At 56.4% G+C, this 26,181-nt stretch carries 17 protein-coding genes; 7 read left to right on the top strand and 10 right to left on the bottom strand.

All coding sequences use genetic code 11. The features are described from left to right. Positions 1-39: 39 nt before the first annotated feature. Positions 40-1,212, bottom strand: a complete 1,173-nt coding sequence (locus ACO6TI_RS13850; protein ID WP_422385119.1) for a pyridoxal phosphate-dependent aminotransferase — start codon at positions 1,210-1,212, stop codon at positions 40-42. 246 nt (positions 1,213-1,458) lie between these two features. Between ACO6TI_RS13850 and ACO6TI_RS13845 the strand changes: the two genes are divergently transcribed. Continuing rightward, positions 1,459-4,980, top strand: coding sequence for a PAS domain-containing hybrid sensor histidine kinase/response regulator (locus tag ACO6TI_RS13845; RefSeq protein ID WP_108874519.1), 3,522 nt, complete (start codon positions 1,459-1,461; stop codon positions 4,978-4,980). 4 nt (positions 4,981-4,984) lie between these two features. On the opposite strand, the gene ACO6TI_RS13840 is transcribed toward ACO6TI_RS13845, so the two are convergent. From ACO6TI_RS13840 to ACO6TI_RS13830, 3 genes are all read right to left on the bottom strand, one after another. Beyond that, the gene (locus ACO6TI_RS13840) at positions 4,985-7,381 is read right to left on the bottom strand and encodes a putative bifunctional diguanylate cyclase/phosphodiesterase (RefSeq protein ID WP_208992523.1); all 2,397 of its coding nucleotides are present in this window, start codon (positions 7,379-7,381) and stop codon (positions 4,985-4,987) included. Between the two features lie 363 nt (positions 7,382-7,744). Continuing rightward, the gene (locus ACO6TI_RS13835) at positions 7,745-8,425 is read right to left on the bottom strand and encodes a response regulator (protein ID WP_055111587.1); all 681 of its coding nucleotides are present in this window, start codon (positions 8,423-8,425) and stop codon (positions 7,745-7,747) included. 15 nt (positions 8,426-8,440) lie between these two features. Then, positions 8,441-8,659 carry a hypothetical protein gene (locus ACO6TI_RS13830; protein WP_158705493.1) on the bottom strand — a complete coding sequence of 73 codons (219 nt, stop codon included), beginning with the start codon at positions 8,657-8,659 and terminating at the stop codon, positions 8,441-8,443. A gap of 238 nt (positions 8,660-8,897) precedes the next feature. Here ACO6TI_RS13830 and ACO6TI_RS13825 point away from each other — a divergent pair, with 238 nt between their 5' ends. Continuing rightward, positions 8,898-9,767, top strand: a complete 870-nt coding sequence (locus ACO6TI_RS13825) for a thioesterase family protein (protein WP_055111585.1) — start codon at positions 8,898-8,900, stop codon at positions 9,765-9,767. Positions 9,768-10,013: 246 nt separating this feature from the next. Here ACO6TI_RS13825 and ACO6TI_RS13820 read toward each other — a convergent pair whose 3' ends face one another. From ACO6TI_RS13820 to ACO6TI_RS13810, 3 genes are all read right to left on the bottom strand, one after another. Beyond that, positions 10,014-10,550 carry a hypothetical protein gene (locus ACO6TI_RS13820; protein ID WP_055111582.1) on the bottom strand — a complete coding sequence of 179 codons (537 nt, stop codon included), beginning with the start codon at positions 10,548-10,550 and terminating at the stop codon, positions 10,014-10,016. 124 nt (positions 10,551-10,674) lie between these two features. Further along, positions 10,675-12,324 (bottom strand): cisplatin damage response ATP-dependent DNA ligase, encoded by a 1,650-nt coding sequence (locus tag ACO6TI_RS13815; protein ID WP_055111580.1) that lies wholly within the window; start codon positions 12,322-12,324, stop codon positions 10,675-10,677. Between the two features lie 87 nt (positions 12,325-12,411). Then, on the bottom strand, positions 12,412-14,733 hold the full coding sequence (locus ACO6TI_RS13810; RefSeq protein ID WP_196897775.1) for a methyl-accepting chemotaxis protein: 2,322 nt from the start codon (positions 14,731-14,733) through the stop codon (positions 12,412-12,414). A 307-nt stretch (positions 14,734-15,040) separates the two neighbouring features. Between ACO6TI_RS13810 and ACO6TI_RS13805 the strand changes: the two genes are divergently transcribed. Continuing rightward, on the top strand, positions 15,041-17,098 hold the full coding sequence (locus ACO6TI_RS13805; RefSeq protein ID WP_422385118.1) for a DEAD/DEAH box helicase: 2,058 nt from the start codon (positions 15,041-15,043) through the stop codon (positions 17,096-17,098). 56 nt (positions 17,099-17,154) lie between these two features. Here ACO6TI_RS13805 and ACO6TI_RS13800 read toward each other — a convergent pair whose 3' ends face one another. Then, positions 17,155-18,189, bottom strand: a complete 1,035-nt coding sequence (locus ACO6TI_RS13800; protein ID WP_282044621.1) for an MBL fold metallo-hydrolase — start codon at positions 18,187-18,189, stop codon at positions 17,155-17,157. 463 nt (positions 18,190-18,652) lie between these two features. On the opposite strand from ACO6TI_RS13800, the gene ACO6TI_RS13795 reads away from it, so the two are divergent. Next, positions 18,653-19,819 (top strand): M24 family metallopeptidase, encoded by a 1,167-nt coding sequence (locus ACO6TI_RS13795; protein WP_104703386.1) that lies wholly within the window; start codon positions 18,653-18,655, stop codon positions 19,817-19,819. Between the two features lie 24 nt (positions 19,820-19,843). Here the strand turns inward: ACO6TI_RS13795 and ACO6TI_RS13790 are convergent, their stop codons facing one another. Next, positions 19,844-20,287, bottom strand: coding sequence for a DUF4440 domain-containing protein (locus tag ACO6TI_RS13790; protein WP_104703387.1), 444 nt, complete (start codon positions 20,285-20,287; stop codon positions 19,844-19,846). Between the two features lie 490 nt (positions 20,288-20,777). On the opposite strand from ACO6TI_RS13790, the gene ACO6TI_RS13785 reads away from it, so the two are divergent. Further along, positions 20,778-21,587 carry an FkbM family methyltransferase gene (locus ACO6TI_RS13785; protein ID WP_104703388.1) on the top strand — a complete coding sequence of 270 codons (810 nt, stop codon included), beginning with the start codon at positions 20,778-20,780 and terminating at the stop codon, positions 21,585-21,587. A gap of 188 nt (positions 21,588-21,775) precedes the next feature. Here the strand turns inward: ACO6TI_RS13785 and ACO6TI_RS13780 are convergent, their stop codons facing one another. After that, positions 21,776-22,798: a ligase-associated DNA damage response exonuclease gene (locus ACO6TI_RS13780; protein WP_196999258.1), complete on the bottom strand. Its 1,023-nt coding sequence runs from the start codon at positions 22,796-22,798 to the stop codon at positions 21,776-21,778. 133 nt (positions 22,799-22,931) lie between these two features. Between ACO6TI_RS13780 and ACO6TI_RS13775 the strand changes: the two genes are divergently transcribed. Continuing rightward, a complete protein-coding gene (locus tag ACO6TI_RS13775) occupies positions 22,932-25,436 on the top strand; it encodes a ligase-associated DNA damage response DEXH box helicase (RefSeq protein ID WP_422385117.1) in 2,505 nt (834 codons plus the stop codon). Beyond that, positions 25,433-26,170 (top strand): ligase-associated DNA damage response endonuclease PdeM, encoded by a 738-nt coding sequence (gene pdeM / locus ACO6TI_RS13770; RefSeq protein ID WP_422385116.1) that lies wholly within the window; start codon positions 25,433-25,435, stop codon positions 26,168-26,170. The genes ACO6TI_RS13775 and pdeM overlap by 4 nt, the downstream gene beginning before the upstream one ends. The last annotated feature ends 11 nt before the right edge of the window (positions 26,171-26,181 follow it).

The raw sequence follows: 26,181 nt of genomic DNA, 5'->3' as shown, positions 1-26,181 counted from the left end.
TTTAAGGGGTTTCACGTAGACCAGCAACCCAACATATGTCTAAATCTCTGGAAGCCAAGCGTTAATTCGCCGTACCGCCTCGGCCAGCTGATCCTGCCTGCGGGCGTAGCAAAGACGAACAAAGTTCTCACCTCCCGGACCAAACGCAGAACCGGGTGCCAGACCGACACCGGTCTCCCGCACAAGATCAAGCGCAAACCGGCGCGTGTCGGTAACGCCATCAATGGAAAAGAACAGATAAAACGCGCCATCAGGCGGTTTTGCGCCAATGCGACCGGTCTCCTGAAGTCCTTCGAAAACGGCGTTCCTTCCAAGGCGCGCACGTTCTATTTGTGATGCGAGGAAGTCTTCTCCCTCAGTCAACGCCGCAACGGCTCCCCATTGCATGAAAGCGGGAACACCGGAGGTAGAGTACTGGATCAGGTTTTCGACAACCTGACCGATTATCGGCGGTGCGGAGATCCAGCCGACACGCCAACCTGTCATTGCCCAGTTCTTGGAAAACGAATTCACAAAAATGATCTGATCGTCTTCATCCGCGATATCGTAAAACGACGGTGACCGAGGTTGCTCCCCATAAAAATACTGGGCGTAGATCTCGTCAGCTATGATCCAGAGGCCATTTTTGCGGGCAATCTCCAGAAATGCGCGCAACAGTTCTTCCGATGCGGTCCATCCGGTCGGATTGCTCGGAGAATTCAAAAAGAGTGCGGCGGTGTGAGGTGTGATTGCAGCCTCGATTTCCTCCATGTGCAAGCTCCACCCGCCGTTTGCCTCGCGGAGCGGTACCGGTACCGGTCTGGCTCCATGTATTTCCACTGCAGCAGAAATATTCGGCCATGACGGAGACGGAACAATCACCTCTCTGCCGGGGTCCACGACAGCCTGCACGGCAAGCTGAATCGCCTGCATGCCAGATCCGGTGACGAAGAACCTCTCGGCAGAAAACACCCTGCCATACAGGTCCTGATGATAAGCCGCCAACGCTTCACGCAACTGGGGAATGCCGCGCTGGTAGGTATAAAAGGTTTCCCCCCGGTCGAGTGAAGCCTTCACCGCCCGGTTGATGAAATCCGGCGTCGGCAGATCCCCCTCACCTGCCCAGAGAGGTATCAGAGCTTCGTGATGCCAGCCCGCATTGAACACTTCGACAATGCCGCTTTCGGCCGTGTTGCGTGCACCTGCACTCAATCGCTCGATCAGGTTGGACAACTCACATTTCCTCGCATGCTTTTCCCGCGCACCTTAGCTCGTTTGAAACCAATTGTTTCATGAAACGATGTGAACAGGACTTCACCAACATTGATCAGTTACCCCTTGGCAAACCGGTCGATATTCTGTTTTGCCCTCATTGTTCGCAAGACGAATGGACAGAATGGTTTCGCTGTGCTCCGATCTGAATAAGGTGGCGAAACAAATTGCTGCAGGAACCGGGTCGGGAGGACAGTAAACAGCGCAATGTTGCACGGATGGATCGTGATATTGACCGCAACGGCCTATATCCTGCTGCTGTTTGCCATTGCCAGCTATGGCGACCGGATGACGCGCCGCAAATCATCACGCGCCGGTGGACGTCCATTCATCTACGCACTTTCCTTATCCGTCTATTGCACGTCCTGGACATTCTTCGGCTCGGTTGGAAACGCCAGCAGGAGTGGTGCGGAATTTCTGACAATCTATATCGGCCCCCTGCTTGTATTCGCACTTGGTTATCCGCTGCTGCGGCGGATCGTCCAGATCTCGAAGACGGAGAGCATCACGTCGATTGCCGATTTCATCGGCGCGCGATACGGCAAAAGCCAATCCGTGGCAGCACTCGCAACATTGATCGCCGTGATTGGCGTAATCCCCTATATCGCGCTGCAGCTGAAAGCCGTTTCCCTGTCGGTCACGACCATGGTGGGGCCGCTGATTTCGCCCGGCGACATCTTTACCCCTGTCTTCGACGACGTGACGCTGCTTATCGCACTGGGCATGGCCATCTTCAGCTGGGCTTTCGGAACTCGTCACATCGATGCGACGGAACACCAGGAAGGTCTCATGCTGGCAATCGCAACTGAAGCGATCGTCAAGTTGTTTGCCTTTCTGGCCGTTGGCGTATGGGTCACTTATTGGCTGTTCGACGGCCCGTTCGACCTGGTCCGGGCCATTACGGAAGCTCCGGAGGTGGCAGAGGTATTCGAACAGCCGATCAACGTGAGCAACTGGCTGATCCTGTCAATTCTGTCCGGATTCGCGGTTCTGATGTTGCCGCGTCAGTTTCATGTCACCGTCACGGAAAACAACTCAGATGCCGAACTTCGGCGGGCAACCTGGCTGTTCCCTGTCTATCTGGTTCTGATCAATCTCTTCGTGATCCCGATTGCCGCTGCCGGAATGCTGCGTTTCGGCCAGGATATCAATCCCGATACTTTCGTTCTTGCCCTGCCGATTGATGCCGGCCAGAACTGGCTGGCACTGTTTGTCTTCATCGGCGGATTGTCCGCCGCAACCGCAATGGTCATCGTCGCCACGGTAGCGCTGGCAATCATGATTTCCAACGACATTGTTGTTCCGCTCCTTCTTCGCCGTCACAGTGAGGACGAGCTGGTCAATACCAGTGGACGGGACATGAGCCGGCAGTTGCTCACGATCCGCCGCCTGGCGATTTTTGCGATCCTTCTTCTGGCCTATGCCTATTACCGGGCGGCCGGTGACACCGCGGCGCTGGTATCGATCGGCCTGCTGTCCTTTGCCGCGATTGCGCAATTCGCGCCTGCCTTTATCGGAGCCCTTGTCTGGCGCAGGGCAACCTCTCTGGGGGCGCTGGCAGGACTGAGTGGCGGGTTCGTGCTTTGGGTCTACACTCTTCTTTTGCCGACTTTCGCTCAATCCGGGCTGATTTCGGCCGGTTTTCTGGAAACAGGTCCGTTCGGCGTGGGCGTTTTGAACCCGCAATCGCTCTTTGGAATCGAGGCCGATCCCTTTATTCACGGGACGCTCTGGAGCCTTTGTATCAATATCCTGCTTTTTATCGGCGTCTCCTTTGTCAGAAAACCGCTGCCGGCCGAAACGCTGCAGGCAAATGTATTTGTGCCCGCAGAATTCACCCCGTCGCCGAGCCTTCGATACTGGCGAACCTCCGTGACAGCAGGCGACCTGCAATCGACTGTCGCCCGCTATCTTGGCGAGGAACGCACGGAACGTTCGTTTCATCGGTTCGCGACCGAAAGAGGCATCCCGCTCGACCCCAATACCCTGGCCGATGCCAATCTGCTGAGGTTTTCCGAGCAACTCCTGGCAAGCGCCATCGGCGCTGCATCTTCACGTCTGGTTCTGACGCTGATGCTCAAACGCCACGATCCGTCGACCAAGGGAGCAGTAAAACTTCTCGACGACGCATCCGTTGCCATCCAGTACAACCGCGATCTTCTGCAAACCGCGCTCAATCAGGTTCGTCAAGGCATCGGTGTTTTCGACCGGGATTTGCGACTGATCTGCTGGAATCGCCAGTTCAGGGACCTTCTTGGACTGCCTGCGGAATATGGTCAGGTCGGCACCACTCTCGACGCGATTTTGCGCGTGAACGCAGAACGCGGCGAACACGGCCCGGGGCCAGTCGAAGCGATTGTCGCCGACCGGATCGAAAAGCTGGTGCTCGTCCAGGAAACCTTCCAGGAGCGTCTGGAATCCAGTGACACTGTGTTTGAAGTTCGGATCAGCCCGATGCCGGACGGAGGAATCGTCACCACCTATACCGACATCACGGAACGGGTCATGGCAGAAGATGCACTTGCGCGCGCCAACGAAACGCTCGAGCGGCGCGTCAGGGAAAGAACCGAGGAACTCACGCACGTCAACGAACGCCTCGTCGAAGCCACACGCGCCGCAGAAGAAGCCAATATCGGCAAGACCAGATTTCTGGCTGCTGCCGGCCATGACATTTTGCAGCCCCTTAACGCTGCTAGACTTTACTCGTCCGTCCTGGTCGACAAACTCAAGGAAGGTGACGACGGCGATCTCGTGCGCAACGTGGAAGCGGCACTGGAATCGGTTGAGGACATCATAGGCGCCGTGCTCGACATTTCCCGGCTCGACACTGGTGCCTTGAAACCGGAGCCGACCGTATTCCGGCTGGATGAAATCTTGCGTGGTCTTGCGCTTGATTTTCAACCCGTCGCGCAGGAAAAGGGTCTCGAACTGAGGATCGTGCCGACGTCAATTTCCATTCGAACCGATCGCCGGCTGTTACGCCGCCTGCTGCAAAATCTGGTTTCCAATGCGTTAAAATACACACAGGAAGGCCGGGTTCTGGTCGGCTGCAGGCGTCGTGGCAACCGTGTGCTTGTCGAGATCCACGACACCGGAATGGGAATCCCGAAAAGCAAGCAGAAGGCCATTTTTCAAGAGTTTCACAGGCTGGATGATGGCATGCGTGTTGCCAAGGGCCTTGGACTTGGCCTGTCGATCGTGGAACGGATCAGTCATGTTCTGAACCATCCTGTCGACCTTCGCTCGGACGCCGACAAGGGATCCTGTTTCTCCGTTGAGTTACCGCGTTCAGCGGCAGTTCCCGATATCGAACCCGCCAAACAAGCCCCTGCTGCAATCGGCAATCTGGACGGCCTTTGCGTCGTGGCAATTGACAACGAACCGGATATCTTGAGCGGGATGCACCATCTCTTGTCGAGCTGGAACTGTACAGTCGTCACCGCTGCAAATGAGCATGAAGCCGCTGCGCTCCTGAACAAGGCAGGCCTGACGCCTGACGTCATCCTGGCCGACTACCATCTGGATGAGGGCACAGGCATTGAGGCAATCGTCAAACTCAGGTGGAAATTCGGAAACAGCATTCCGGCAATCCTGATTACCGCAGACCGGAGCAGACCCGTGCGGTCAGAAGCCGGAGACAAGGATATCTCCTTCTTCAACAAGCCGGTCAAGCCTGCCGCGTTGCGCGCGCAGCTTGCCCGGTGCCAGGCTGGCCAAGCGGCAGAGTAAATCTTCACGATGCGGAGGATTTTTTTCCCGGCACCTGTTGAGGCTCCAGGGAGTTTTGTGGTGCGGTACTGGGGCTACGGTCTTCCCAGTCTTCAGAACTGACCTGCGTTATCTTCATCGGATTTGCATGTGGTTTGCCGAAGTAATAGCCCTGCAGCGTGTCACACCCCAGGGTGCGCAAGGCTTCCACCTGAAACTGGCGCTCAACACCTTCCGCAGTCACCTCAAGGCCGAGGTTGTGCGCAAGAGCGATCACAGCAGAAATAATGGCCAAACCATCGCTGCGCTCTCCGATCTCGTCCACAAACGACTTGTCGATCTTGATCTTGTCGAACTTGTATTGCCGCAGGTAGGACAACGACGAATAGCCGGTACCGAAATCATCCAGCGAGATCTTGATACCGAGATCGCGAAGTTTTTCCAGTTTGTCCGGCGCTGATCCGAAGTCCCGCAGAAAAACCGATTCTGTGATCTCAAGAACAAGACGCTCGGGTGGAAATCCGGTCTCATCAAGAACGGACGTGATATGCCCCACAAGGTTGGGGTCCATGAACTGCACCGGTGACAGGTTCACCGCGACGCTCTCCAGTTCGGGGCATTGCGCCGCCGCCGCACATGCCTTTCGCAGAACCCAGTTTCCGAGCGGCAGGATAAGACCGGCGTGTTCGGCAATGGGTATGAAAGTATTCGGCGTAACTTCACCGCGCGTTGGATGGAACCAGCGGACCAAGACCTCGCTTGAGACCACTTTTCCGGAACGGGAATCAACAATCGGCTGGAATTCGACACTGAGCCTGCCGTATTCGAAGGCTTCACGCAGATCCGCTTCCAGTTCCCGGCGTTCGCGAACCTCGCGCTCCATGTCACTTTCAAAAGCAAGTGCCCGGCCACGGCCACTTTCCTTGGCCTTGTAGAGGGCGATGTCGGCCTTTCGCATCAGATCGTCGACCGTGTCCCCTTTGTCGCGCAGCCGCGTGAAGCCGACCGTTGAACCGATGGCGAAGTCTCGCCGTCCGATCCTGAAGGGTTTTCGCGTCACACTGACAAGCTCTTCGGCAAAAGCACTCGCCGCCTGGTCGCTGACGAAGCGGCCAAGTGCAGCGAATTCGTCTCCACCGAAACGGGCCAACGCGGTCCTGCCCTCGCTGATGGCCGTAAACCTGTCGGCAACCTGCCGCAAAAGCTCATCGCCGGCCGGGTGTCCGCTCGTATCGTTGACAACCTTGAAATTGTCCAGGTCGATGAGAAACAGCGTCAGCGTGTTCTGGCCGGTCCGGGCTTGTTCCTCCAGCATGCTCTCAGCCTGCTTCAGGAACCAGCTGCGGTTCCCGATACCGGTCAGTGAATCATGGTCTGCCAGATGAGATGCAAGCGCATTGGCGCGTCGAGGTTCCGTGATATCGGAGGCCACCCCCCGGTATCCAGCGAATGAGCCGTGATCGTCATAGATTGGTCTTGCGGCAAGGGACCACCAGCGTTCTTCACCATTGACCGTCAGACCGATGATCATCTCGCGGAAAGATTTTTGCAGGCCAATGGCTTCCTCGAGTTTGGCGACCGCATCCCGCGCTTCGTCCTCATCGAGAGAGTAGGCCAGATCAACCATGCGCATGGCATGGAGTTCCGATCTGCTTCGACCGCTCGCATGCAGAAACCGGTCTGAGACATTCCGGAAATTTCCGGCACTGTTGGCTTCCCAGATCCAGTCGCTCGATGTTTCCTCAAACTCATTCAGCAGCAGTGCAATCAGCTCGCTGTGCTTTTCGAGCTCCGCCTCTGCGAGAAAATGAGACGCAAACAACCAACCCGCCGCTGTCGTGCTGCCGATCACCACGAAAGCGTAGCTGGTTAGCAAAAACAGGAGCGGCCACATCATCACGCCCTGATCGATGACAAGCGCGACAACGGTTGCCACATAGAGGATTGCGACCCACCTGAAGGCGGCCTGGGGTACTGTGGCAAGTGCAAACCCTCCGCCACAAATCATCCCGGTGGTGATGCAGGACGCAATCCAGATACCGTTCAAATTTCCACTTGCAAAGGCGACGATGGGCACGACGGCCCAAAGCGCACTCAATACGGTGGCGTGGCGCAAGGCTGCTGAAAGGGCTCGTCGGGATGCCAGTTCCACCGGCGAACGTTTCGCGAGAAACCACTTTATCGCGGTGAGCGCCATAAGGCTCAACACCGCAATCACCCAACCTAAAACATAAGGAAGCGGCAGGACCAGCGCCAGGACAGGAGTGACGACCACCACGTTGACGATGTTGGCAAGAATAGTGAGCGGCGTCAGGCGGGCGATACTCGCGATCTGCGCCGCTCGCACCTTGCAGGCCAGGTACTGATCGACGACAGGATGACCGAATGCAAGAAGGAGAGCCCTCGACGGACTGGAATCCATTTGCCCATCCGTCTTCGACGCTGCAAATCTAATGCGCGTCCCGGGTGACACTAGCGCCATCAATATCGTCTGGAGGATCAATTTCCAATTGGCGCCGGGCCGCATCTCGTCTCCGCATCCACTACTCGCCGCTGTGGGCGTCACAGTTCAATGGGGGGAACGTAAGTGCAATCCCTGAAATTCCGGTAAAAGGCTTGGTCGGAATTACGGAAATTTCTGAAACATTTAAAGAATTTAGAGCTAATGCCCGTTTAGGTTAACAGACTGCTTCCGAGGTCCAGTTGGCACATAAACAACGCACAGACCGCTTTCGTTGCGGCCTGTATAGGATGATTTGCCGACACCCGTGCTGGAAGGATGTTGCTACGCCCCGGCAGCTTCCTGCGTCTCCCCGCCGAGCTGCCATTGCCCGGCCTCAATCTTGGAGGCGGCGATGACGGCTTGAGTTCGGCTTTCCACACCAAGCTTTTGCAGAATGGCAGAGACATGAGCCTTGACCGTAGCCTCGGACACCGACAGCTCATACGCGATCTGCTTGTTCAGCAGGCCTTCGGACAACATCATCAGAACGCGAACCTGTTGCGGTGTCAGCGTGGACAAGCGTTGAACCAGATCATCACTGCCATCGTCAGCCTTCAGATCGACATCGGGTGGTGTCCACATGTTGCCGGACATGACCTCAGAAATCGCCTGACGGATGACTTCGATGCCGTGTGATTTGGGTATGAAACCAGAAGCTCCGAATTCAATTGCCCTCCGGATTGCCTGCGGCTCTTCATTCGCGGAAACAACAACCACCGGAACGCCGGCATATTGCGCACGCAAATACATCAGGCCGGAAAAGCCCCGCATTCCAGGCATCGTCAGATCGAGAAGGATGAGATCGGCATCGCCGTCCTTTTCAAGGCGCGACGTTACATCTTCAAGCGCCCCTGCTTCCTCTATGGACGCATCAGGATACTGCGTTTCGAGCGTTTGCCGCAGAGCTCCACGAAACAGAGGATGATCATCTGCGATGATAAAACGATATGAGGTCGACGACACGTTGTTTTTCCTCCCTCAACGGTCACTTTTCCGCCTTACCAGCCTTTTTTTCGCCGAGCGCTCCGCTGCAAGCGTGCGCTTCAAGGCGACTCTATCGGCTTTTTGTTCCGTAATGCGGCTTGTTTGAAGTATGTTTGCATCATGGGTTGCGCGCAAGTCAAACAATGCTTTTGGTGAATGTATGCACTTTTTCATCCGCGCCTCTACGGCAAGGCGATAGATTTTCGCCGGCACGCAATTCTTCCCTTTTAATATAAAACCTAGATTAACTTCATATCGGAACGTGCAACTACGGGTTTAATGTTAAGTTTCCGCAGTAGCATTTCACCTATTGAGAATATTTCGCGATCAATCCAAACTATTTTTTCCACAGTCTACATTTCTTATTGATAAAATCTCAAAAGAGAGCAACAAATGAACTTGTACCAATTCGCAAAAACCTAATAAATCACTAAGCGCACGAAGTTATAGAATGACCATTCAAGCTACTCTTTACTCATTTGTGAATCGCTGGGAATGCGATGAAAATGATCACCTAAACGTTCAGTTCTATTTTAACCGATTTGAAGAAGCCGACCGCCAGTTCCGTTTGATGTGCGGGTTGAGTGAAACAATCGTCGGTGCAAGGCGTGTGAGACACGTCCGCTACCACCGGGAACTACGCACAGGCGATCTGATAACTGTACACTCCAGCGTTGCCTTCGACGGTCCGCACATGTTGACCGTTGTGCATGAAATGCGTGACGGAACCACAGGCACCCTGGCGGCAACCGCTCTCGACGGATATGAACCAAGCCCGAATTCCGCCAAATCGCTGCGTCAGCGTTTCAAGGAATTCCAGACCCCCATGATTTCCGAAGCAGCGCCGCGAGGAATCCCGTCCGGCCCGGCGGGACTACGCACCTCGTTGCCAGGACTGTTGTCTCACGGCGCGGAAATCTGCTTCAGGGGAACGGTGCTGCCGCGCAACATCGGGCCGGATGGAAAGGCAGATGACCAGTTTGCCCTCTCCTGCTTTACCGATGGCGTCGCGCATGTCTGGCAGCGCACACCGATGGATCATGCATATCTAAACCAAAACGGATATGGCCGGGTCGCCGCAGAGATGAAGCTGACCTGGTCGACACCGGTTAAATCCGGAGACACAGTGGTCGTCGCAACAGGATTTACCAGCGTCAACGCCAACACTTTCTCGATGCGGCATCATTTGTTTGAAAGCCGTACGACCAGACTGGTTGCGACCCTGGACGTTGTCGCCCTGACAATGGATCTTTCGACGCGCAAGGCCGTTGCCTTGCCGGAAGAGGCTCACAGCAGCATTTCAAAGATGCTAATCGACTGACTCAAACGGTTTAGCAGTTAAGACCGGGCGCAAGGCAATCCAAAACTTGCCTGCGCTTCTCAACCCGAAATTCGCTCGTGAGCACCCAGGCGGCTTGTTGGGCTTCAATTCAATTTGCGACAGAATACAGGGGCAAGTGCGAGACCCCTCATCGTACAGGCTCGTGAATGCTTTACGGTGGGTGCTATTGATCACTGGTCTCCCGGACACCGTGGTCGAAGAAGACACCCAGTTGAGGCACCACGTCTAGTTCCCGTCGTTGTCAAAGTCTTTCTGCAAGTCGCGCACCATGCCGAAAAATCGCCGCATGGCACTTTCAGTAAAGGTCAGAACCCGTTCCAGCTCCTCATCCTCCTCGATCCATCTGGATGTCTGGTCTCCTTCATCTGTCTTCGGACCCTGCCGTTTCAGAGTCGAACCAGGTGCTTGCGGCGCGGGAGATCCGGCCTGATCTTCCAGTTGCTCAAGACGGGCTGACAGGCGGTCAACTTCCGCTGCCAGCTCATTGATTTCCGCAAGATAGGCTTCTTCCGCCAATGGCACCGGGTTGCATCTCCAGGAGCTGTTCTGTTTCCGGCAAATCGAAACAGTGCCAGTTTGCCGGTCGACCCTCAGGATGTCTCCGTCGGCTTCAACAAGAGAGAACCGCTCGGGCTGTCCCTCGGTCACGGCCTGGGAATCCTTGCCTGCCATTCCTGACTGGGCTTGCGCAGGTACCGCCAGGACCAAGACAGCCGCTACCGCGCCAAGGAGGTAAAGGAACGTAATCTTGCGCATCGTCATCGTGGGTCTCCGGGTTTTGCTCAACAGCAGACCTGTCGCTGTACTCTCATAGCGGTGATGGGTGACACAAATCCATGGCCAAAGCGCGGCTTGCGGAAACTTTCCGCCTCATCCCTGTCAATGCTCAACTGTCCGGCAACAACGCTTCCAACGCTTCCAACCGGTCGGCTTCCGCCGGCGGCTTGTCCCATCGCAACCTGGATATTCTTGGAAACCGCATGGCAACGCCGGACTTGTGCCGGGTCGAACGGTTCAGTCCTTCGAAGGCCACTTCCAGAACAAGACCTTGATCCTTGCCGTGTTCGACTTCCCGCACAGGGCCGAAACGGTTGATTGTGTTGTTGCGGACAAATCGGTCAATTTCACGAAGTTCTTCATCGGTGAAGCCAAAATAGGCTTTGCCGACCGGCACCAATTCCTCGCCGGCATCTCCGCGCCGCCAGACGCCAAATGTGTAGTCCGAGTAAAAGGAAGACCGTTTTCCGTGTCCCCGCTGAGCATACATGAGCACGGTGTCGACCAGAAACGGTTCGCGTTTCCATTTGAACCAGGGTCCTTTCGGCCGGCCACTGACATATGAAGAGGCCCATTGCTTGAGCATCAGTCCCTCGACAGCTTCGGCGTCGTCGGACCGGAGAAGTTTGTGCGGGTCGGCGCGTGCGGCGGCTATTTCATCCCACCCGTTCACTTCAACCATCGGCGACAGCTCGATGCGCGGATCTGAAACTGTACCAATGAATACCTCCAACCTCTTGCGCCGCTCAACAAACGGCCTGTCGCGCAGATCCTCGTCACCTATCTGGAGCAGATCATATGCCCGGATCGCTGCCGGATGGTCCCGGATCAGTTTCGGTCCTGCTGTCTTGCGATTCAGACGTTTTTGAAGGTCGGAAAAGGGTTTTACCTTGCCATCATGAACAATCAGAAGCTCACCATCTATGCAGGCATTGAAATCCAGCAACTCGACAATATCGGGAAACGCCCTGGAAATATCCTCGCCCGTGCGGCTGTAAAGGCGGCGAACCGTTTCACCGCTTGAAGTCTCCCCTGCCGCTGCCTGCACCCGGATGCCGTCCCATTTCCATTCAACTGCGTAGTCCGCAGCCACCAGTATGCCGGTATCCCGGGCTTCATCCAGCGGGTGCGCCAGCATGACCGGCCGGAACGGTGCCGGATCCTGATTGTCAGGTCTTGTGCCTTTTCCCTCTGCCCAGGCAAACAGAGTTTCATAGGGCGGTTTCAATCCATGCCAGACTTCTTCAATCTGAGACACATCCAGACAGCCGAGCTTTGCAACCGATGTCTTGGCAAGCCTTGAGGAGACACCGACACGCAGGCCGCCGGTCACGAGTTTCAACAACGCCCACCTGCCTGTCTCGTCCAACCGGTCAAGCCATGCCGTCAACAATCGGGGAACGTCTGTTTTTCCGGCAGTCTCCAATTCAGTAACGACCTGCGTCAGCGTCAATTCGCCGTTGGTCACATCAGGACGGTTCCTTCCGGCCTCGGGCCACATCAGCGCTATTGTCTCGGAAAGATCCCCGACAAAATCATAAGATAGCGCAAACAGCTGCGGATCTGTTCGTTCACTGATCAGGGATCGAAGAAGCGCAGGTTTTGCGTTTTTGAACGAAAGTCCCCCAGTCAGTGCGGCAAGGGCGTAGCCACGATCCGGATTGGCCGTTTCCTGAAAGTAACGCACCAGCAACGCCTCCTTCGCAAGGCGCCGGGGTTCGAGGGAAAGTCGGTCCAGAAGCTGGGAGAAAGCCTGCATGAACAGAGAAAAGCCGGGAAAGCCTTGCGATGCAAGTCTTTCCCGGCCTTGTGCGAACTAGCTCAATTGCGTGGAGGGGGTTGCAATTCAAGCCGCCGCATACAGGTGGTCTTCAGCCGCATTGATTTTCAGTCCGGCAATACCATCCTTCACCCACCTGACTTCCATGGGGTGCCTGTCACCGGACGCGTCCTCATAGGTAATGCGCATTCCAACGTCGGCACCTTCAAAGCTGGTGACTGCAACACCACCTTCGGAACTGTTCACCAGGCTGGTCGTAATCTCGCGCCCGTCTTGAGTAGTCAATGTTACCGTCTGACCCGTCTCCAGTGTGCGCGAGGCCCGGCGGCGTTCCTCAACATCCTGGGCCATTTCAACAAGGAACCCTTCGATGCCCTTTGCCATCTGATCGGCAACGTCCTTGACCTCGCCGGAGATACGATCGACGATTTGAGCTTCACCCGCAGTTGTCTGAACGGCCTGATCGACGCTTTCGGCGCTGTTGACGGCATTGCTCGTCTCGCTCGCGGCCATGGTGATGCTTTGCGAGATCTCCTGCGTCGCAACGCTTTGCTCACCGACCGCGGTTGTGATCGCACTGGTCACTTCACTGATCATCTCAATGGAACCGGAAATCTTCCGAATGGAACCGACGGCTTCATCGGTCAGTCCCTGCACGGAGGAAATCTGACTTGAGATTTCCTCCGTTGCCTTGGCGGTTTGCGTGGAAAGCTCCTTGACCTCCGCCGCGACCACCGCGAACCCCTTGCCGGCCTCACCGGCTCTTGCGGCCTCTATGGTCGCATTCAGCGCCAGGAGATTGGTCTGTTCGGCAATTGCCCGGATCATCTCCACGACGGTTCCTATTTTTTCCACCGCTTCCGCTAGGCTTGAAACACTCTGATCAGTTCGTTGCGCCACACCCGTCGCGTCGCTGATGACAGTGTTGGCACGATCGGCCTGGCTCATGATTTCCTGGATCGCGGCGGACATCTCTTCGGCTGCGGCTGCGACTGTCTGAACGTTGTTTGATGACGAGGCGGATGCATCGCGGGCTTGTGTTGCAGCTCCAGATGCTTCTTGCGAGATCGACCGGACACGCGCAGCAATCTCGGTCATGGTGCCTGTCTTTTCGTGAACTTCGCCTGTAACGCTGTTCATCAGATCCTTGAACTTGTTGATCAATTCCTCAACGTGATTCTGGCGCATGCGCTCGCGATCACGTTCCTTGGCAGCTTCGGTCTCCAGTTTCTGACGCACCCTCGCGTTCTCCTGAAAAACACCACCGGCACGCGCGAGATCCCCAATGACGTCGCTACGCTCGCCGTAGGGCATCTTGAACTCGATATCACCATTGGAAATGCGCACGAGGTTGGCAGTCAGGTTTGCCAGGACACCGTTGACGCTGCGGAGCTGCCAGACACATATTGCAAGGGTCAGAAGGATAACAGCAAGCGTTTCGGCAATTACGTAATTCAGGTGGGAAATCGCGGCAGCAGCAAGCTCCTGTGCTCTTAGTTCTCCGGCCTTGAGCATCCCCAGCGATGTCTCTCGGATCAGGTTCAGGCGTTCGGTCGCCTTACCGAACCAGACGGATCCCTCGATCCCCTGACCGTCCTGCGTCTGCGGCAAATTGCGCAGAACACTGCGCCACTCCGCGATCTGATTGACAGCCGGCCCCACCACGATCTGGTTGTAGGATGCGAGCTCTTCCGGCGTCGCAACACTCTTGAAGTTCTCCAGAAACGTGGTTTCAACCGACAAGCGATCAAAATAGGCAAGAAACCGATCAACTGGTATTTCTTCGTTCTTCTCGATGATCGTGAAGAGCTGAGCACCAAGCGCACGTTCCAGCCCACCTGCCTCGATCGCTTCGGTGAGCAGCAGGAATGGTGTCATCTGTTCGGCGTATTCGGGATCCGCACTCGCATGCTGGGCTTCCTGAATAATCAGGATCAGGTCGCGAATCTTACCTGAATAAAATTCCAGGTTTTGCTTGCCGTTCAGGATCCGGCCATCGATTCCGGAGCGGTGCCCTGCGATGGTGTCCAACCCGCTTGCAGTGGCGCGGACTTCTTCAACAAGCTTGGGATTGCCGACATTGAAATCAACAACCGTCTTTCGCAGGTCGTCAAGCGCCTTGTCGGTTGCGCCGCGTTGCCTGTCCAGGAGGGCCCTGGGCTCATCGGAGTAGCCTGATGCAAGAAGAACGGCAGTCCTGCCCCGCTCCTTCTGCAATTCATGCAGCACGGCCTCGGATTTTTCGGCCATCAGCGCCGTCGGATAGATATCGGCGGCAACCCGGCTTTCCGTGTAGGCCTCGTTGAGCGCGATAAATGTCGCAACACCGTAGGCCAATAGCGGCACAATCGCCAGCAGGGCGATCTGCATGCGAATCGATTTCAGCATCGGACACTCCCATCGCTTCAACTGACCGGATTTAGCATGGTTGCAGGTTAATAAATTCACTCTACCTGAGGGTGAAAATACAATCTTTTATGTCTAATGTTAAAAATTACAACTAAATTCATACCAATCACATTTGCAACCATCGTTACTACTTTCACTTGTGCCTAATATTGAGTCATGTGGTCGCTGTGGACGACAGCCGCTTTTGCATATATAAGCCGCGCAAATCCTCGCCCGACGAAGTCCGGGCGGATCCGGTAGACTGCTGATTGGCATGCAGATGATCCGGAGCAGTTGAAAGATCTCTATGACCGAATTGAATTCACTCGCCCCGGCCCTGTCGGCCGCGTTGGCGAAGCGGGGCTATGAAAGCCTGACGCCTGTCCAGGAAAGCGTTCTGAGCGACGCACCAGCAGAAGCGGACCTTCTCGTGTCCGCCCAGACCGGTTCCGGAAAAACGGTTGCCTTCGGCCTTGCTCTCGCCCCGACCCTCCTTCGCGACAATGAACACCTTGGAAAAGCCGGTGCTCCGATTGCCCTTGCGATTGCCCCGACCCGTGAGCTTGCGCTGCAGGTCAAGGAAGAACTGACCTGGCTTTATGAAGAAGCCAGGGCCGTCACCGCGTCCTGCGTCGGCGGGATGGATCCGCGCACCGAGCGGCGGCAACTGGATCGCGGCGTGCACATCGTCGTCGGAACACCTGGCCGCTTGCGTGACCATATCGAGCGCGGCGCGCTTGACCTGTCTGAATTGCGCGCGGTCGTACTCGATGAAGCCGATGAAATGCTCGACATGGGTTTCCGCGAGGATCTTGAGTTTATTCTCGACGCGGCTCCTCAGGAGCGCCGAACGCTGATGTTTTCGGCGACCGTTCCCAAGCCGATTGCGGAGCTTGCGAAGAGGTTTCAGAAGGACGCGGTTCGTCTCTCGACTATCAACGCGCGGGAGCAGCACGGCGACATCCATTATGTCGCTCATCCTGTTGCGCCGAATGAACGAGAGAACGCAATCATCAACGTCCTGCGAATGCATGAAGCTGAAAAGGCGATTGTCTTCTGTTCTACACGCGAAGCCGTCAGCCGTCTGACGTCGCGACTCGCCAACCGCGGCTTTTCGATTGTTTCTCTTTCTGGCGAGCTCAGCCAGGAACAGCGTTCCAGTGCATTGGCCGCCATGAAAGACGGCCGCGCGCGCGTCTGCGTTGCCACCGATGTTGCCGCACGCGGGATTGACCTGCCAAATCTGGATCTGGTTGTCCACGCGGATCTTCCAACCGGGAAAGCTGGACTGCTCCATCGGTCCGGGCGTACCGGCCGCGCAGGACGAAAGGGAACCTGTGTTCTCATGGTGCCGTTCCCAAGACGGCGCCAGGCTGAACGCGTACTTCAATTTGCGGGGATCAAGGCAACCTGGACAGGTGCGCCCACGGCGGAAGCCATCCGCGCAAACGACAAGGAACGGCTTCTTGCCGACCCTGCGCTGTCAGTGGAACTCGAAGACGAGGACCGTGCACTGGCGATGGAACTCCTCGCACTGCACAGCGCGGAACAACTGGCAGCTGCGTTCGTCAAGCTGAGACAGTCTCGCATGCCCGCGCCGGAAGAGATTACGGAGATCGATGAATCTTCGCTCAGGGGACGGGACGCCGGATCACGTGGTGGCCGAACCGCGGAAATTACCGGAAAGTTCGAGGACGGCATCTGGTTTTCCCTGTCGCTCGGTCACAGGCAACGGGCAGAGCCACGCTGGATCCTGCCGATGATCTGCCGCGCGGGCCATGTCACCAAGAAAGAAGTCGGTGCGATCAAGATCTTCCAGAACGAGCTGTATTTCGAAATCGCAGGCAGTCACGGCAAGCGCTTTTCCGATGTTATCAAGCGTGAGGGTTCAAGCGAGGAAAACGTCACGATCACGCTTCTGGACGCGCGGGGCGGCAAGATCCCCGCACCACCCAAGGACGACGGGTTCCGGCGCGACCGCGGCGGTCCGCCCAAACGCCGCCCGCGCAAGGCGGATGCACCAGACTACGAGACACTCGGACCGGAAGACAGCCTCAAATCCGGCAAACCGAAACGTGGCCCGAAGCGCGATTTCGATGCGCCACGCGGCAAGAAACGGCGCCGCGACGATGATGCCGCTCCCAATCATCCCGCTTATGAGCCGCTTGACATGAAGGCGCTTTCAAAGGACCAGGATAGCGGCGACAGCAAACCGCACCGGAAGGGCGCCAAGGAAGGCGACGCCGATGCGCGGCGCAAGCCGAAACCACGGATAGCGGCCAAAACGTCCGCTGCCAAAAAGAAGGCCCCGAAAAAGAACAAGCCTTCCCGTGCAGAGCGGAAGGCGTCAAAGGCGCAGAAATAACAAACAGACCGGTTGCCAAGGCAATCGGTCTTTTTTTCGGACGCGAAGACCAGGCGTTAGTCGATCGCCTCGATCTCGCCACCTGCGGCTTTCCAGGCGCGAAATCCTCCAGGCAGATGCGCAAGTCCCTTCAGATCGTATTCATTGGCTATTTCAACAGCAAGCGTCGAACGTTCACCAACGGCGCAATAGATCAAAAGGTCCGCGTTCCTGTTGAGGCTGCGAAGTGTGCCGGCATCCGAACAGTGGGAAGCAAACCGTCCATAGGGCAAATGAATTGATCCCGGGATTGCGCCATCACGTCTGCGCTCGCTCTCCTCACGGATATCGACGAGCTGCATCTGTACATTCGGCCAGTCCGCAAGCAACGCGTCCACTTCAACGGAGGGCACGCGGTGTTGAGCTTCCATTCGCAGTCCGAGCTTCAAATTCTCGGGAACCGCGACGTCCATCATCTTCGGATTGGGAAGATTCAGGTTGTTCATGATCTCGGCGTATTCTTCCGCCGAGGAAACATTGAGGCGAGGATTGTACGCCTTTTCTTCCGCAATGGTGCTGACGGTGTCACCCTTGTAGTCGTGCCCGGGATAGACAAATGTCTGTTCCGGCAACTTGAGCAAGCGTTCAAACAAGGAGTGGTACTGATCGTACGGGTCGCCGTTCTGGAAATCGGTGCGGCCAGTGCCCCTGATCAGGAGAGTGTCACCGGTAAAGACGCGGTCGTCCATCAGGAAACTGTAGCTCTCGCTCGTGTGGCCGGGTGTGTGAAGCGCTCTAAGCGTCAACCCTTCAATGGTCAGTTTCTCGTTGTCGCCGACCCGCATGGAAACGACTTCCGTCGGCGACTGTTCACCCATGACGGTCACGCAACGCGTAGCGTCCCTGAGTTTTCCCATGGCGCTGACATGATCGGCGTGAATATGCGTGTCGATCACCTTGACGAGTTTCAGATCGAGTTCTTCAAGAAGTTTCAGATAACGGCCGGTCTGTTCAAGGACCGGATCAATCAGGAGCGCCTCACCGCCACTTCTGCTCGCCATCAGATAGGTGTATGTGCATGAGGTCTTGTCGAACAATTGCCTGAAAATCACAGGGTAACCTCCACTGGTTTTCACTTTCCGGATCTTGTGGCCGGATATACAGGTCGCCGAAACTGTTGCTGCCAATTAGACAAATTGATTTTCAAAAGGCCAATCAAAAAGCATTCACAATACGGCTTTCCCGTCATTGACGCATCATTTTGCCGTTTTGGAAAGACCTGTGCCCTACATCGACCCACGTCGCGCGATTGAACCGAAGCCGATTGCCGTTTCGATGTGCCGAAAGCCGTATTCCGCGCACGCTCACGCAAAACTGGACCCTTTGCAACTGGCAGCGGAACGCGAGCACGCCGCCTTTGCCTTGCGCTCGCGGCGACCACACATCGGCTTGCAATAGCGTTCAAGGTTTCTATTCTCGTTCGGAAAATGGATCGAAGCAGCCAAATCCGACTGAGTTCGAAGTCGTCCATCCTGCCTCCGTCTTCGCCTCAAGAACACTACGGGACGCCCGGTCTTGGAAATTGAACGCGATCGTCTGATCAGAGAAACCCACAAGCGTCTTGTTTCGGTCATGACCGAACGTGCTGTTCCCGCAGTGCTGACGGCCAACCCGATCAATATTCTCTACGCCACCGGTGCTCGGAATATGACTGTGTTCAGCCTCATGGGTCCATTCCGGTTTGCCCTCATATTGGCATCGGGAAAAGTCGTTCTTTGGGAATTCGCAGGCTGCGAACATCTGCAAACGGGCAATCCGGTTGCAACAGACATCCGTGCGGCTCCGGGGATCTCCGCCATTTCCGGTGCCGGATACCGCTCCGAGATCACCCGTTTGGTTCGCAACGTCAGATCCGCATTGGGTGTGGAAACCCGGCTTGCGATAGAAGGTTTCGATCTACCGGTCATTGATGCGTTGCGCGAGGACGGGCTTGAACTGGAAGATGCGACCGATGTTTTTTCGACTGCGCGTCTCATCAAGCAGCCTTTGGAAATTTCAGTCATGCGCGAGGCCGTCAGCCGCGTGGAGGCTGCTGCACGCTCCCTTGAAGCGGCTATCAGGCCCGATGCCAGTGAAGTTGAAGTGTGGTCCGAATTTCACCGCCACCTGATTGCGACAGAAGGCGAATACGTCTCGACCCGGCTATTTCAATCCGGCAGCAGAACGTTCCCTTACTTTCAGGAGGCAGGCCCGCGGCGTATGCAATCCGGGGATCTGGTGTGTTTTGATACCGATGCCCTGGGCTATCTGCACTATGCCGTGGACTTTTCGCGAACGTTCCTGTGTGGTGACCGTGCGGCCAGCCCGAGACAAAAGGATCTCTACAGGCTCGCCCATGACCAGTTGCACCACAATGCGATGCTCCTCGGACCCGGTATCTCCTACGAAGAATTTGCGCGTGCTGCCTGGCCTATTCCGGCCGAGTATCGCGGCCATGGGTATTATTGTCTCGGTCACGGCCTCGGACTATGTGGCGAATTCCCCTATGTGCCGCATTATTTTGATGGCGTTCCTTATGTATTCGAAGGTTGCTTCGAGCCTGGCATGGTGATCTGCATTGAAAGCTATATCGGCGCGGAAGCGGAAAGCGAAGGTGTCAAACTGGAGGACCAGTACCTGATCACCGAGACAGGGGCCGAGCGGATGACCACTTACCCATTTTGCGAGGCTCTGCTTGCCTGAGACTATGGCCCTATACAGCGGCGATCATTCGTTGATGATACAGGTGATCACCCAGTCAGGCCCCTGCTGGATCAATTGATAGTGGCACGTGAACTCAAACACGGCTTCACCATCAGCACTTTCCTGCGACCAGTCGAGCGTCACGAGAGCGGCCGATCCGCTGACGTGGCTCGATACGACCTGAAATTCCGAGTGCGCGATCCCTTCCTTCTCGAGCGCTTTCAGAAGGGCTTCGATGTTCTCGATCAGTTCTTCGTCATTTGCAAAAACATGACCCTTCTCGTGCTGCCAGATAATCACCGGCAGGGCAAAGCAATCGCAGATACGTTCAATATCGTAGTCGTCGAAGCCGGCCTGGTAGTCGTCGAAAAGCTGCGCAATCGCCTCTTCGGCATCGCCGTTCGCGCTCGTCCCCGATCCGTTCGTCTGGCCGTTTCCGGCCTTCTCAAATCCACCATTGTCCGTCATGACCGCCTCCCCAGAGGATGGGTACAAGCACACACGTAGTTTTACGCCCCTGAAACCTGTGTGTTGCCCGCATCCTCACCATCGTCATAGCCTATCATATTGAGTGCTTGAGCGTTTCGTCCATTCAATTCGCGCCGGAGCAAACGCGCGTCCCCAGTGTCGTTCGTCACAAAGATCTACCCTGAGCCCATTTCGTGAATCGCCTGGTCACTGGATAACCGAGACCACGACCTTCGCGCCGGCAAAAGCGGTTGAGAAAGCTGGCAACAGCGAGGGCACTAGCCAAAACCGCGTTCTGAGTGTAGGGCAACAGAAGTAAATCTGGTTCAACGGACAATCGAATGCCGGTTGCCGAGCGCAAGGCTTCACGATGGTGTTCAAAGAAGACAAAATGCCATCGTGGCCAACCTGTTTGGTTGCACCGCAACTTTTTTGAAGCAACCCGGGCTTCGACGGCAAAGATCGACAGCATTCAATCAAGGAAGAAAAAATGGGATTGCGCAAAAGCATTTCGAAATTTCTATACGAAGACAAGCGCCCGCGATCCAGAGTCAGCGAACCAGATGACCTTGTTGAATTCATCAAGATGCTTAGACCAAAACCTACTTCACATGAACTTGTAAGAATAGGAGAAGAAGGCGATGGCGGTTATCTGGTTCCAGATGACTTCCAGGGCATAGGTTTTTGCTTTTCACCCGGTGTCTCGGTAAAGGCGAGTTTTGAAGAGGAACTGGCGTCCAGGTATTCGATAAAATCGTTTCTGGCGGATGCCAGTGTCGAAAACCCGCCGGTGCTCAACGAGTTCTTTTCGTTTGAGAAGAAGTTTCTGGGAAGTCGGGACGAAGGAGATTTCATCCGGCTGGAAAGTTGGCTGAATTCGAAGGAAGAGCAAATTTCCGGTCAGGATCTTTTGCTGCAAATGGACATAGAAGGCTTTGAGTACGACGTCCTCATTGATACGTCCATCGAGACCCTGAAACGCTTCAGGATCATGGTTATCGAATTTCATACGTTGCAGATGCTCTTTGAGAGTTACACCCTGCGGCTAATGAAAGCTCTGATGGAAAAGATCACCCGCGAATTCGTTGTCGTTCACATTCATCCCAACAACTGCAAGGGTTTGGTGGAACGGAACGGAATTCACGTTCCAAAGGTCTTTGAAGTTACATTCCTGCGCAAGGACCGGGTAGATGCTTCGAACCCGACAAGAGAACTCGTGTTTCCACATCCTCTCGATGAAAAAAACATCCCCGAAAATCCAGACGTAGTTCTGCCGGACATCTGGTGGAAAGAGGATTAGTCAAACCTCTCTAGAAACAACGCGTGACAAAAAGCGCCGGGTGCGGAAACTGACGCTATCCCGCGTTATGCCACTCCGCCGATAATGAGAACATGAGACGGTCGCGAGGCCGGCAGGACCGATGCCGAGGTTCATCCGCTCGGTGATGACCATCGAGCCGACTGCGCAGAGCAGGCGTTGCGCGACCTTCACGATTCTGTGGCATGCACATCGTCGGTATCCTCGCCATCGTCATAGCCGATCATATTGAGAGGGCGTGCCTTTCGTCCGTTCAACTCGCACCAGTGCACGAGAGCTTCCTCGGCGCCGTGCGTGACCCAGATCTGCTCTGCCCCTGTTTCCAGAATCGTTCGGCAAAGGTCATCCCAATCGGCGTGATCAGATATGATGAGCGGCAATTCTGCTCCACGTTGACGCGCCCTGGCACGTACTCGCATCCATCCGGATGCCATCGCGGCGACAGGATCGCCAAATCGCCGCGCCCAGCGATCACTCAACTGCCCCGGCGGGCAGATTATGATCTCTCCCTGAAGCTCCTTGCCGCGTTTTCCAACCGGTTCAAGCAGACCCAGATCTATCCCCTGTGCCTGGTAGTAGTCCGTCAGCCTTTCCAGAGCGCCATGGAGGTAAATCACCTTGCCATAACCGGCGGCCCTGATCTCCGCGATTACGCGCTGCGCCTTTCCCAGTGCATAGGCGCCAACCAGATGAGTCTGCTCGGGAAAAAGATCGAGCGAGGACAGCAGTTTCGCAATCTCGAGTCGTGCTGGCGGATGGCGGAAAACGGGTAACCCGAAGGTCGCCTCCGTCACGAACGTATCGCAAGGAACCGGTTCGAATGGAGCGCAGGTCGGATCGCTCTGGCGCTTGTAGTCGCCGGAGATGACGACCCTCTGTACGCCGGTCTGCAACAGGACCTGCGCCGACCCAAGCACATGGCCCGCGGGATGGAGCGAAACGTCGACGTCTCCGACCCGGAGGGTCTCGCCGAAGTCGACAGCCTGGGCTGTGCCGCAGAAATTCTCACCGTAGCGGATCGCCATGATATCGAGTGTCTGCCGCGTCGCCAGAACAGCTCCATGGCCTGCCCTCGCGTGATCCGCGTGACCGTGGGTGACGACGGCTCTTTCGACCGGCCGGACGGGGTCGATGTGAGCTCGCGCTGCAGGAGAATAAAGACCTTCGGGGGTGATTGTCAGTGGATCGGACATCCGGAGATTTAATTCCTGATCAGGTGCGACATTCAAGAGCCTTTTCGTCATTCGGCCACCTACTAGAACACAAAGTGAACAAAATCAGCCTGATCCCCTCGCCTTTTCACAATGTCTGGCCTAAAACCGTTTGATGGACGCTGCGCTGCTACCCAATCGGTTTCAATCCTGGTTTGCCTCACGAGGCTGGGCCCCGCGGCCGCACCAGCTGCAGCTGATCGATCACCTGACGCTGGGCCATTCCACGCTCCTGATCGCGCCGACAGGTGCAGGCAAGACACTGGCCGGATTTCTTCCGAGCCTTGTGGAACTTGAAAGGCGGGGAAAATGCAAACCCGGACAGCCTGGATACGGCATACACACGCTTTACGTCTCCCCGTTGAAAGCCCTGGCGGTCGATATTGCCCGCAATCTCGAAGCTCCCGTTTCGGAGATGGGCCTGCCCGTTCGACTTGAGACGCGCACCGGCGACACGCCCTCCCACAAACGGCAGCGTCAGAAACTCAATCCACCGGACATCCTGTTGACCACACCGGAACAGATCGCCCTGCTTCTTTCCGATCCGGCGTCCGACAGATTGTTTGCGTCCTTGAAAACGGTCATCCTGGATGAGCTCCACGCGCTCGTCACGTCCAAACGCGGTGACCTGCTCGCCCTCGGCCTGGCGCGGTTGCGCCGTCTGGCACCCGGTGTTCGCACCATTGGCCTTTCGGCGACGGTGGCTGAACCGGATGATCTGCGCGCCTATCTGGTCGACCAGCAGGATGCGAACAAAAGAGCTCTGTCGCATGTTGTAGAAGTTTCGGGAGGAGCCCGACCCGACATATCGATACTGGAATCGCAGGAACGTCTTCCGTGGTCCGGGCACTCCTCACGCTACGCGATCGGCGACATCTACCGATTGATCAAGGCACATAATGTTTCGCTGCTCTTCGTGAATACAAGAAGCCAGGCGGAAATGGTCTTCCAGGAACTCTGGCGTATCAACGACGATACACTGCCGATCGCTCTTCACCATGGCTCACTGGATGTCGGTCAGCGGCGCAAGGTGGAAGCTGCGATGGCATCCGGAGCCCTGCGGGCCGTCGTTGCGACTTCATCGCTCGACATGGGTATCGACTGGGGCGACATCGATCTTGTCGTCAATATCGGCGCACCGAAGGGCGCAAGCCGTCTTGCGCAGCGGATCGGGCGGGCCAATCACCGGATGGATGAACCGTCAAAGGCGGTGCTTGTGCCGTCCAACCGCTTCGAAGTCCTCGAATGCCAGGCGGCGCTTGCAGCATCCAGGCGCGGCGATCAGGACACTCCACCACTTCGCAAGGGCGCTCTTGATGTGCTGGCACAGCATGTTCTCGGCCTTGCCTGTGCCGACGCACTGGATCTTGCCGCGACCTATGAGGAAATCCGATCGTCCGAGACATATCGCACACTGGACTGGGAAACGTTCGAGCGCGTCATCGACTTCGCCGCAACGGGGGGATATGCGCTAAAGAGCTACGACCAGTATGCCAAGCTTCGCAAGGGAAACGACGGGTTCTGGCGGATTGCCAACCCGAAAATCGCCCAACAATACCGGCTGAATGTCGGCACGATCGTCGAAGCTCCCAAAATCAAGGTCAGGCTTGTGCGCTCGAAGGCGGATGGCCGACGGACACCGGTGGGGCGCGGCGGGCGGATACTTGGCGAGATCGAAGAATACTTCATCGACCAGATGGTCCCCGGCGATACGTTCCTGTTCAGCGGCGAAGTCGTGCGCTTTGAGGCAATCCGCGAGAACGAAGCCTATGTTTCGCGCGCGAAAACCGAAAACCCGATGATACCGTCCTACATGGGCGGCAAGTTTCCGCTCTCCACTTATCTGGCGGAGGGAGTTCGGGCAATGCTGGCAAATCCGTCGAGCTGGGATCAGTTGCCGGGACAGGTTCGGGAGTGGCTGGAAATCCAGAGAGACAAATCCGTCCTGCCGACGCGGGACGGACTGCTGGTCGAGACCTTCCCTCGCTCGAACAAGCACTACATGGTCTGTTATCCCTTCGAAGGGCGCCTGGCGCACCAGACGCTCGGCATGTTGCTGACGAAGCGCCTGGAGCGGATGGGCGCCCGCCCGATGGGATTTGTCGCCAACGACTATGCTCTGTCGGTCTGGGGTCTTGGCGACCTCTCCCTGCTGTTTTCGTCAGGCCGCATTTCACTGGATGAACTCTTCGAGGAGGATATCCTCGGTGACGATCTTGATGCCTGGCTGGCGGACTCCAGCCTGATGAAGCGTACCTTCCGCAATTGCGCCGTGATCGCAGGCCTGATCGAACGCCGGCATCCGGGCCAGGAAAAGACCGGTCGTCAGGTCACGGTTTCCTCCGACCTCATCTACGACGTTCTCAGGGCGCACGAACCGGATCACATTCTGCTCAAGGCGACCTGGAGCGATGCGGCCGAGGGACTTCTGGATATCTCTCGTCTCGGTGAACTTCTTGCCCGCATTCGGGGGCGAATCGCACATACTCAGCTTACACGCGTCTCGCCCCTTGCCGTGCCTATCCTTTTGGAAATAGGCAAAGAACCAATCTATGGTGAAGCCATGGATTCCCTTTTGGAAGAGGCGGCAGAGGATCTTGTTCTGGAGGCTATGGAATGAATGTTCTGACATCACATGTGCGCAATTATCAGACTGCGCCGGTGTGCCATGACATTCAGATCAACGGCCAACTGGTGGGTCTGCACGACAGCGGCATTCTCTGGTGGCCTGACGAGTCCCTGCTGGTCGTTGCCGATCTTCACCTGGAAAAAGGCTCCAGCTATGCCAGACGCGGTGTCATGCTCCCGCCCTATGATACGGGAGCGACTCTGGAAAAGCTCGCCGGCGTGATGGACGCCTTCGATCCGGCCTGTGTCATCTGTCTCGGCGACAGTTTCCATGATGCTGACGGATCCGACAGGCTGCCGGCTCCCTATCGCGCCATGCTGACCACCCTGCAGTTGGGCCGGGAATGGATCTGGGTGACCGGCAACCACGATCCGGTCGCCCCTGTGCGGCTTTGCGGCGAAACGGTTGACGAAATTAACGTCGGCCCGTTGAAATTCCGCCACGAACCGATTGAGGAAATCGGTGTCGAGCGCGCAGCCGGCGAGATTTGCGGCCACCTGCATCCCGTCGCCCGCGTCAGGCGCTTCGGCCGGTCGATCCGGCGCTCCTGTTTCATCACCGACGGTACCCGTCTCGTCTTGCCTGCGTTCGGCGCCCTGACCGGCGGGCTCAATGTGACCGACCGCGCCTACGCGACACTCTTCAATCGCCGGCAATTCTCGGTCTTCCTGCTAGGGAATGACCGTCTATTTCCGTTCACGGCAAGCCGGTTGGTGGGGGATTGATCGATGTATTT

It is taken from the genome of Roseibium album, from assembly GCF_965233825.1.
GTDB lineage: Bacteria > Pseudomonadota > Alphaproteobacteria > Rhizobiales > Stappiaceae > Roseibium > Roseibium album.
Note: the sequence above shows the minus strand (reverse complement) of the source record. Positions and strands in the feature narration are given on the sequence as shown.

What these genes read in the sequence shown, in the direction of transcription:
- pdeM (WP_422385116.1), top strand. Translation starts at nt 25,433, where the DNA reads ATGAATGTTCTGACATCACATGTGCGCAATTATCAGACTGCGCCGGTG.
- ACO6TI_RS13780 (WP_196999258.1), bottom strand. Translation starts at nt 22,798, where the DNA reads ATGTCCGATCCACTGACAATCACCCCCGAAGGTCTTTATTCTCCTGCA.
- ACO6TI_RS13805 (WP_422385118.1), top strand. Translation starts at nt 15,041, where the DNA reads ATGACCGAATTGAATTCACTCGCCCCGGCCCTGTCGGCCGCGTTGGCG.
- ACO6TI_RS13775 (WP_422385117.1), top strand. Translation starts at nt 22,932, where the DNA reads ATGGACGCTGCGCTGCTACCCAATCGGTTTCAATCCTGGTTTGCCTCA.
- ACO6TI_RS13815 (WP_055111580.1), bottom strand. Translation starts at nt 12,324, where the DNA reads ATGCAGGCTTTCTCCCAGCTTCTGGACCGACTTTCCCTCGAACCCCGG.
- ACO6TI_RS13785 (WP_104703388.1), top strand. Translation starts at nt 20,778, where the DNA reads ATGGGATTGCGCAAAAGCATTTCGAAATTTCTATACGAAGACAAGCGC.
- ACO6TI_RS13810 (WP_196897775.1), bottom strand. Translation starts at nt 14,733, where the DNA reads ATGCTGAAATCGATTCGCATGCAGATCGCCCTGCTGGCGATTGTGCCG.
- ACO6TI_RS13840 (WP_208992523.1), bottom strand. Translation starts at nt 7,381, where the DNA reads ATGGATTCCAGTCCGTCGAGGGCTCTCCTTCTTGCATTCGGTCATCCT.
- ACO6TI_RS13820 (WP_055111582.1), bottom strand. Translation starts at nt 10,550, where the DNA reads ATGACGATGCGCAAGATTACGTTCCTTTACCTCCTTGGCGCGGTAGCG.
- ACO6TI_RS13790 (WP_104703387.1), bottom strand. Translation starts at nt 20,287, where the DNA reads ATGACGGACAATGGTGGATTTGAGAAGGCCGGAAACGGCCAGACGAAC.
- ACO6TI_RS13825 (WP_055111585.1), top strand. Translation starts at nt 8,898, where the DNA reads ATGACCATTCAAGCTACTCTTTACTCATTTGTGAATCGCTGGGAATGC.
- ACO6TI_RS13845 (WP_108874519.1), top strand. Translation starts at nt 1,459, where the DNA reads ATGTTGCACGGATGGATCGTGATATTGACCGCAACGGCCTATATCCTG.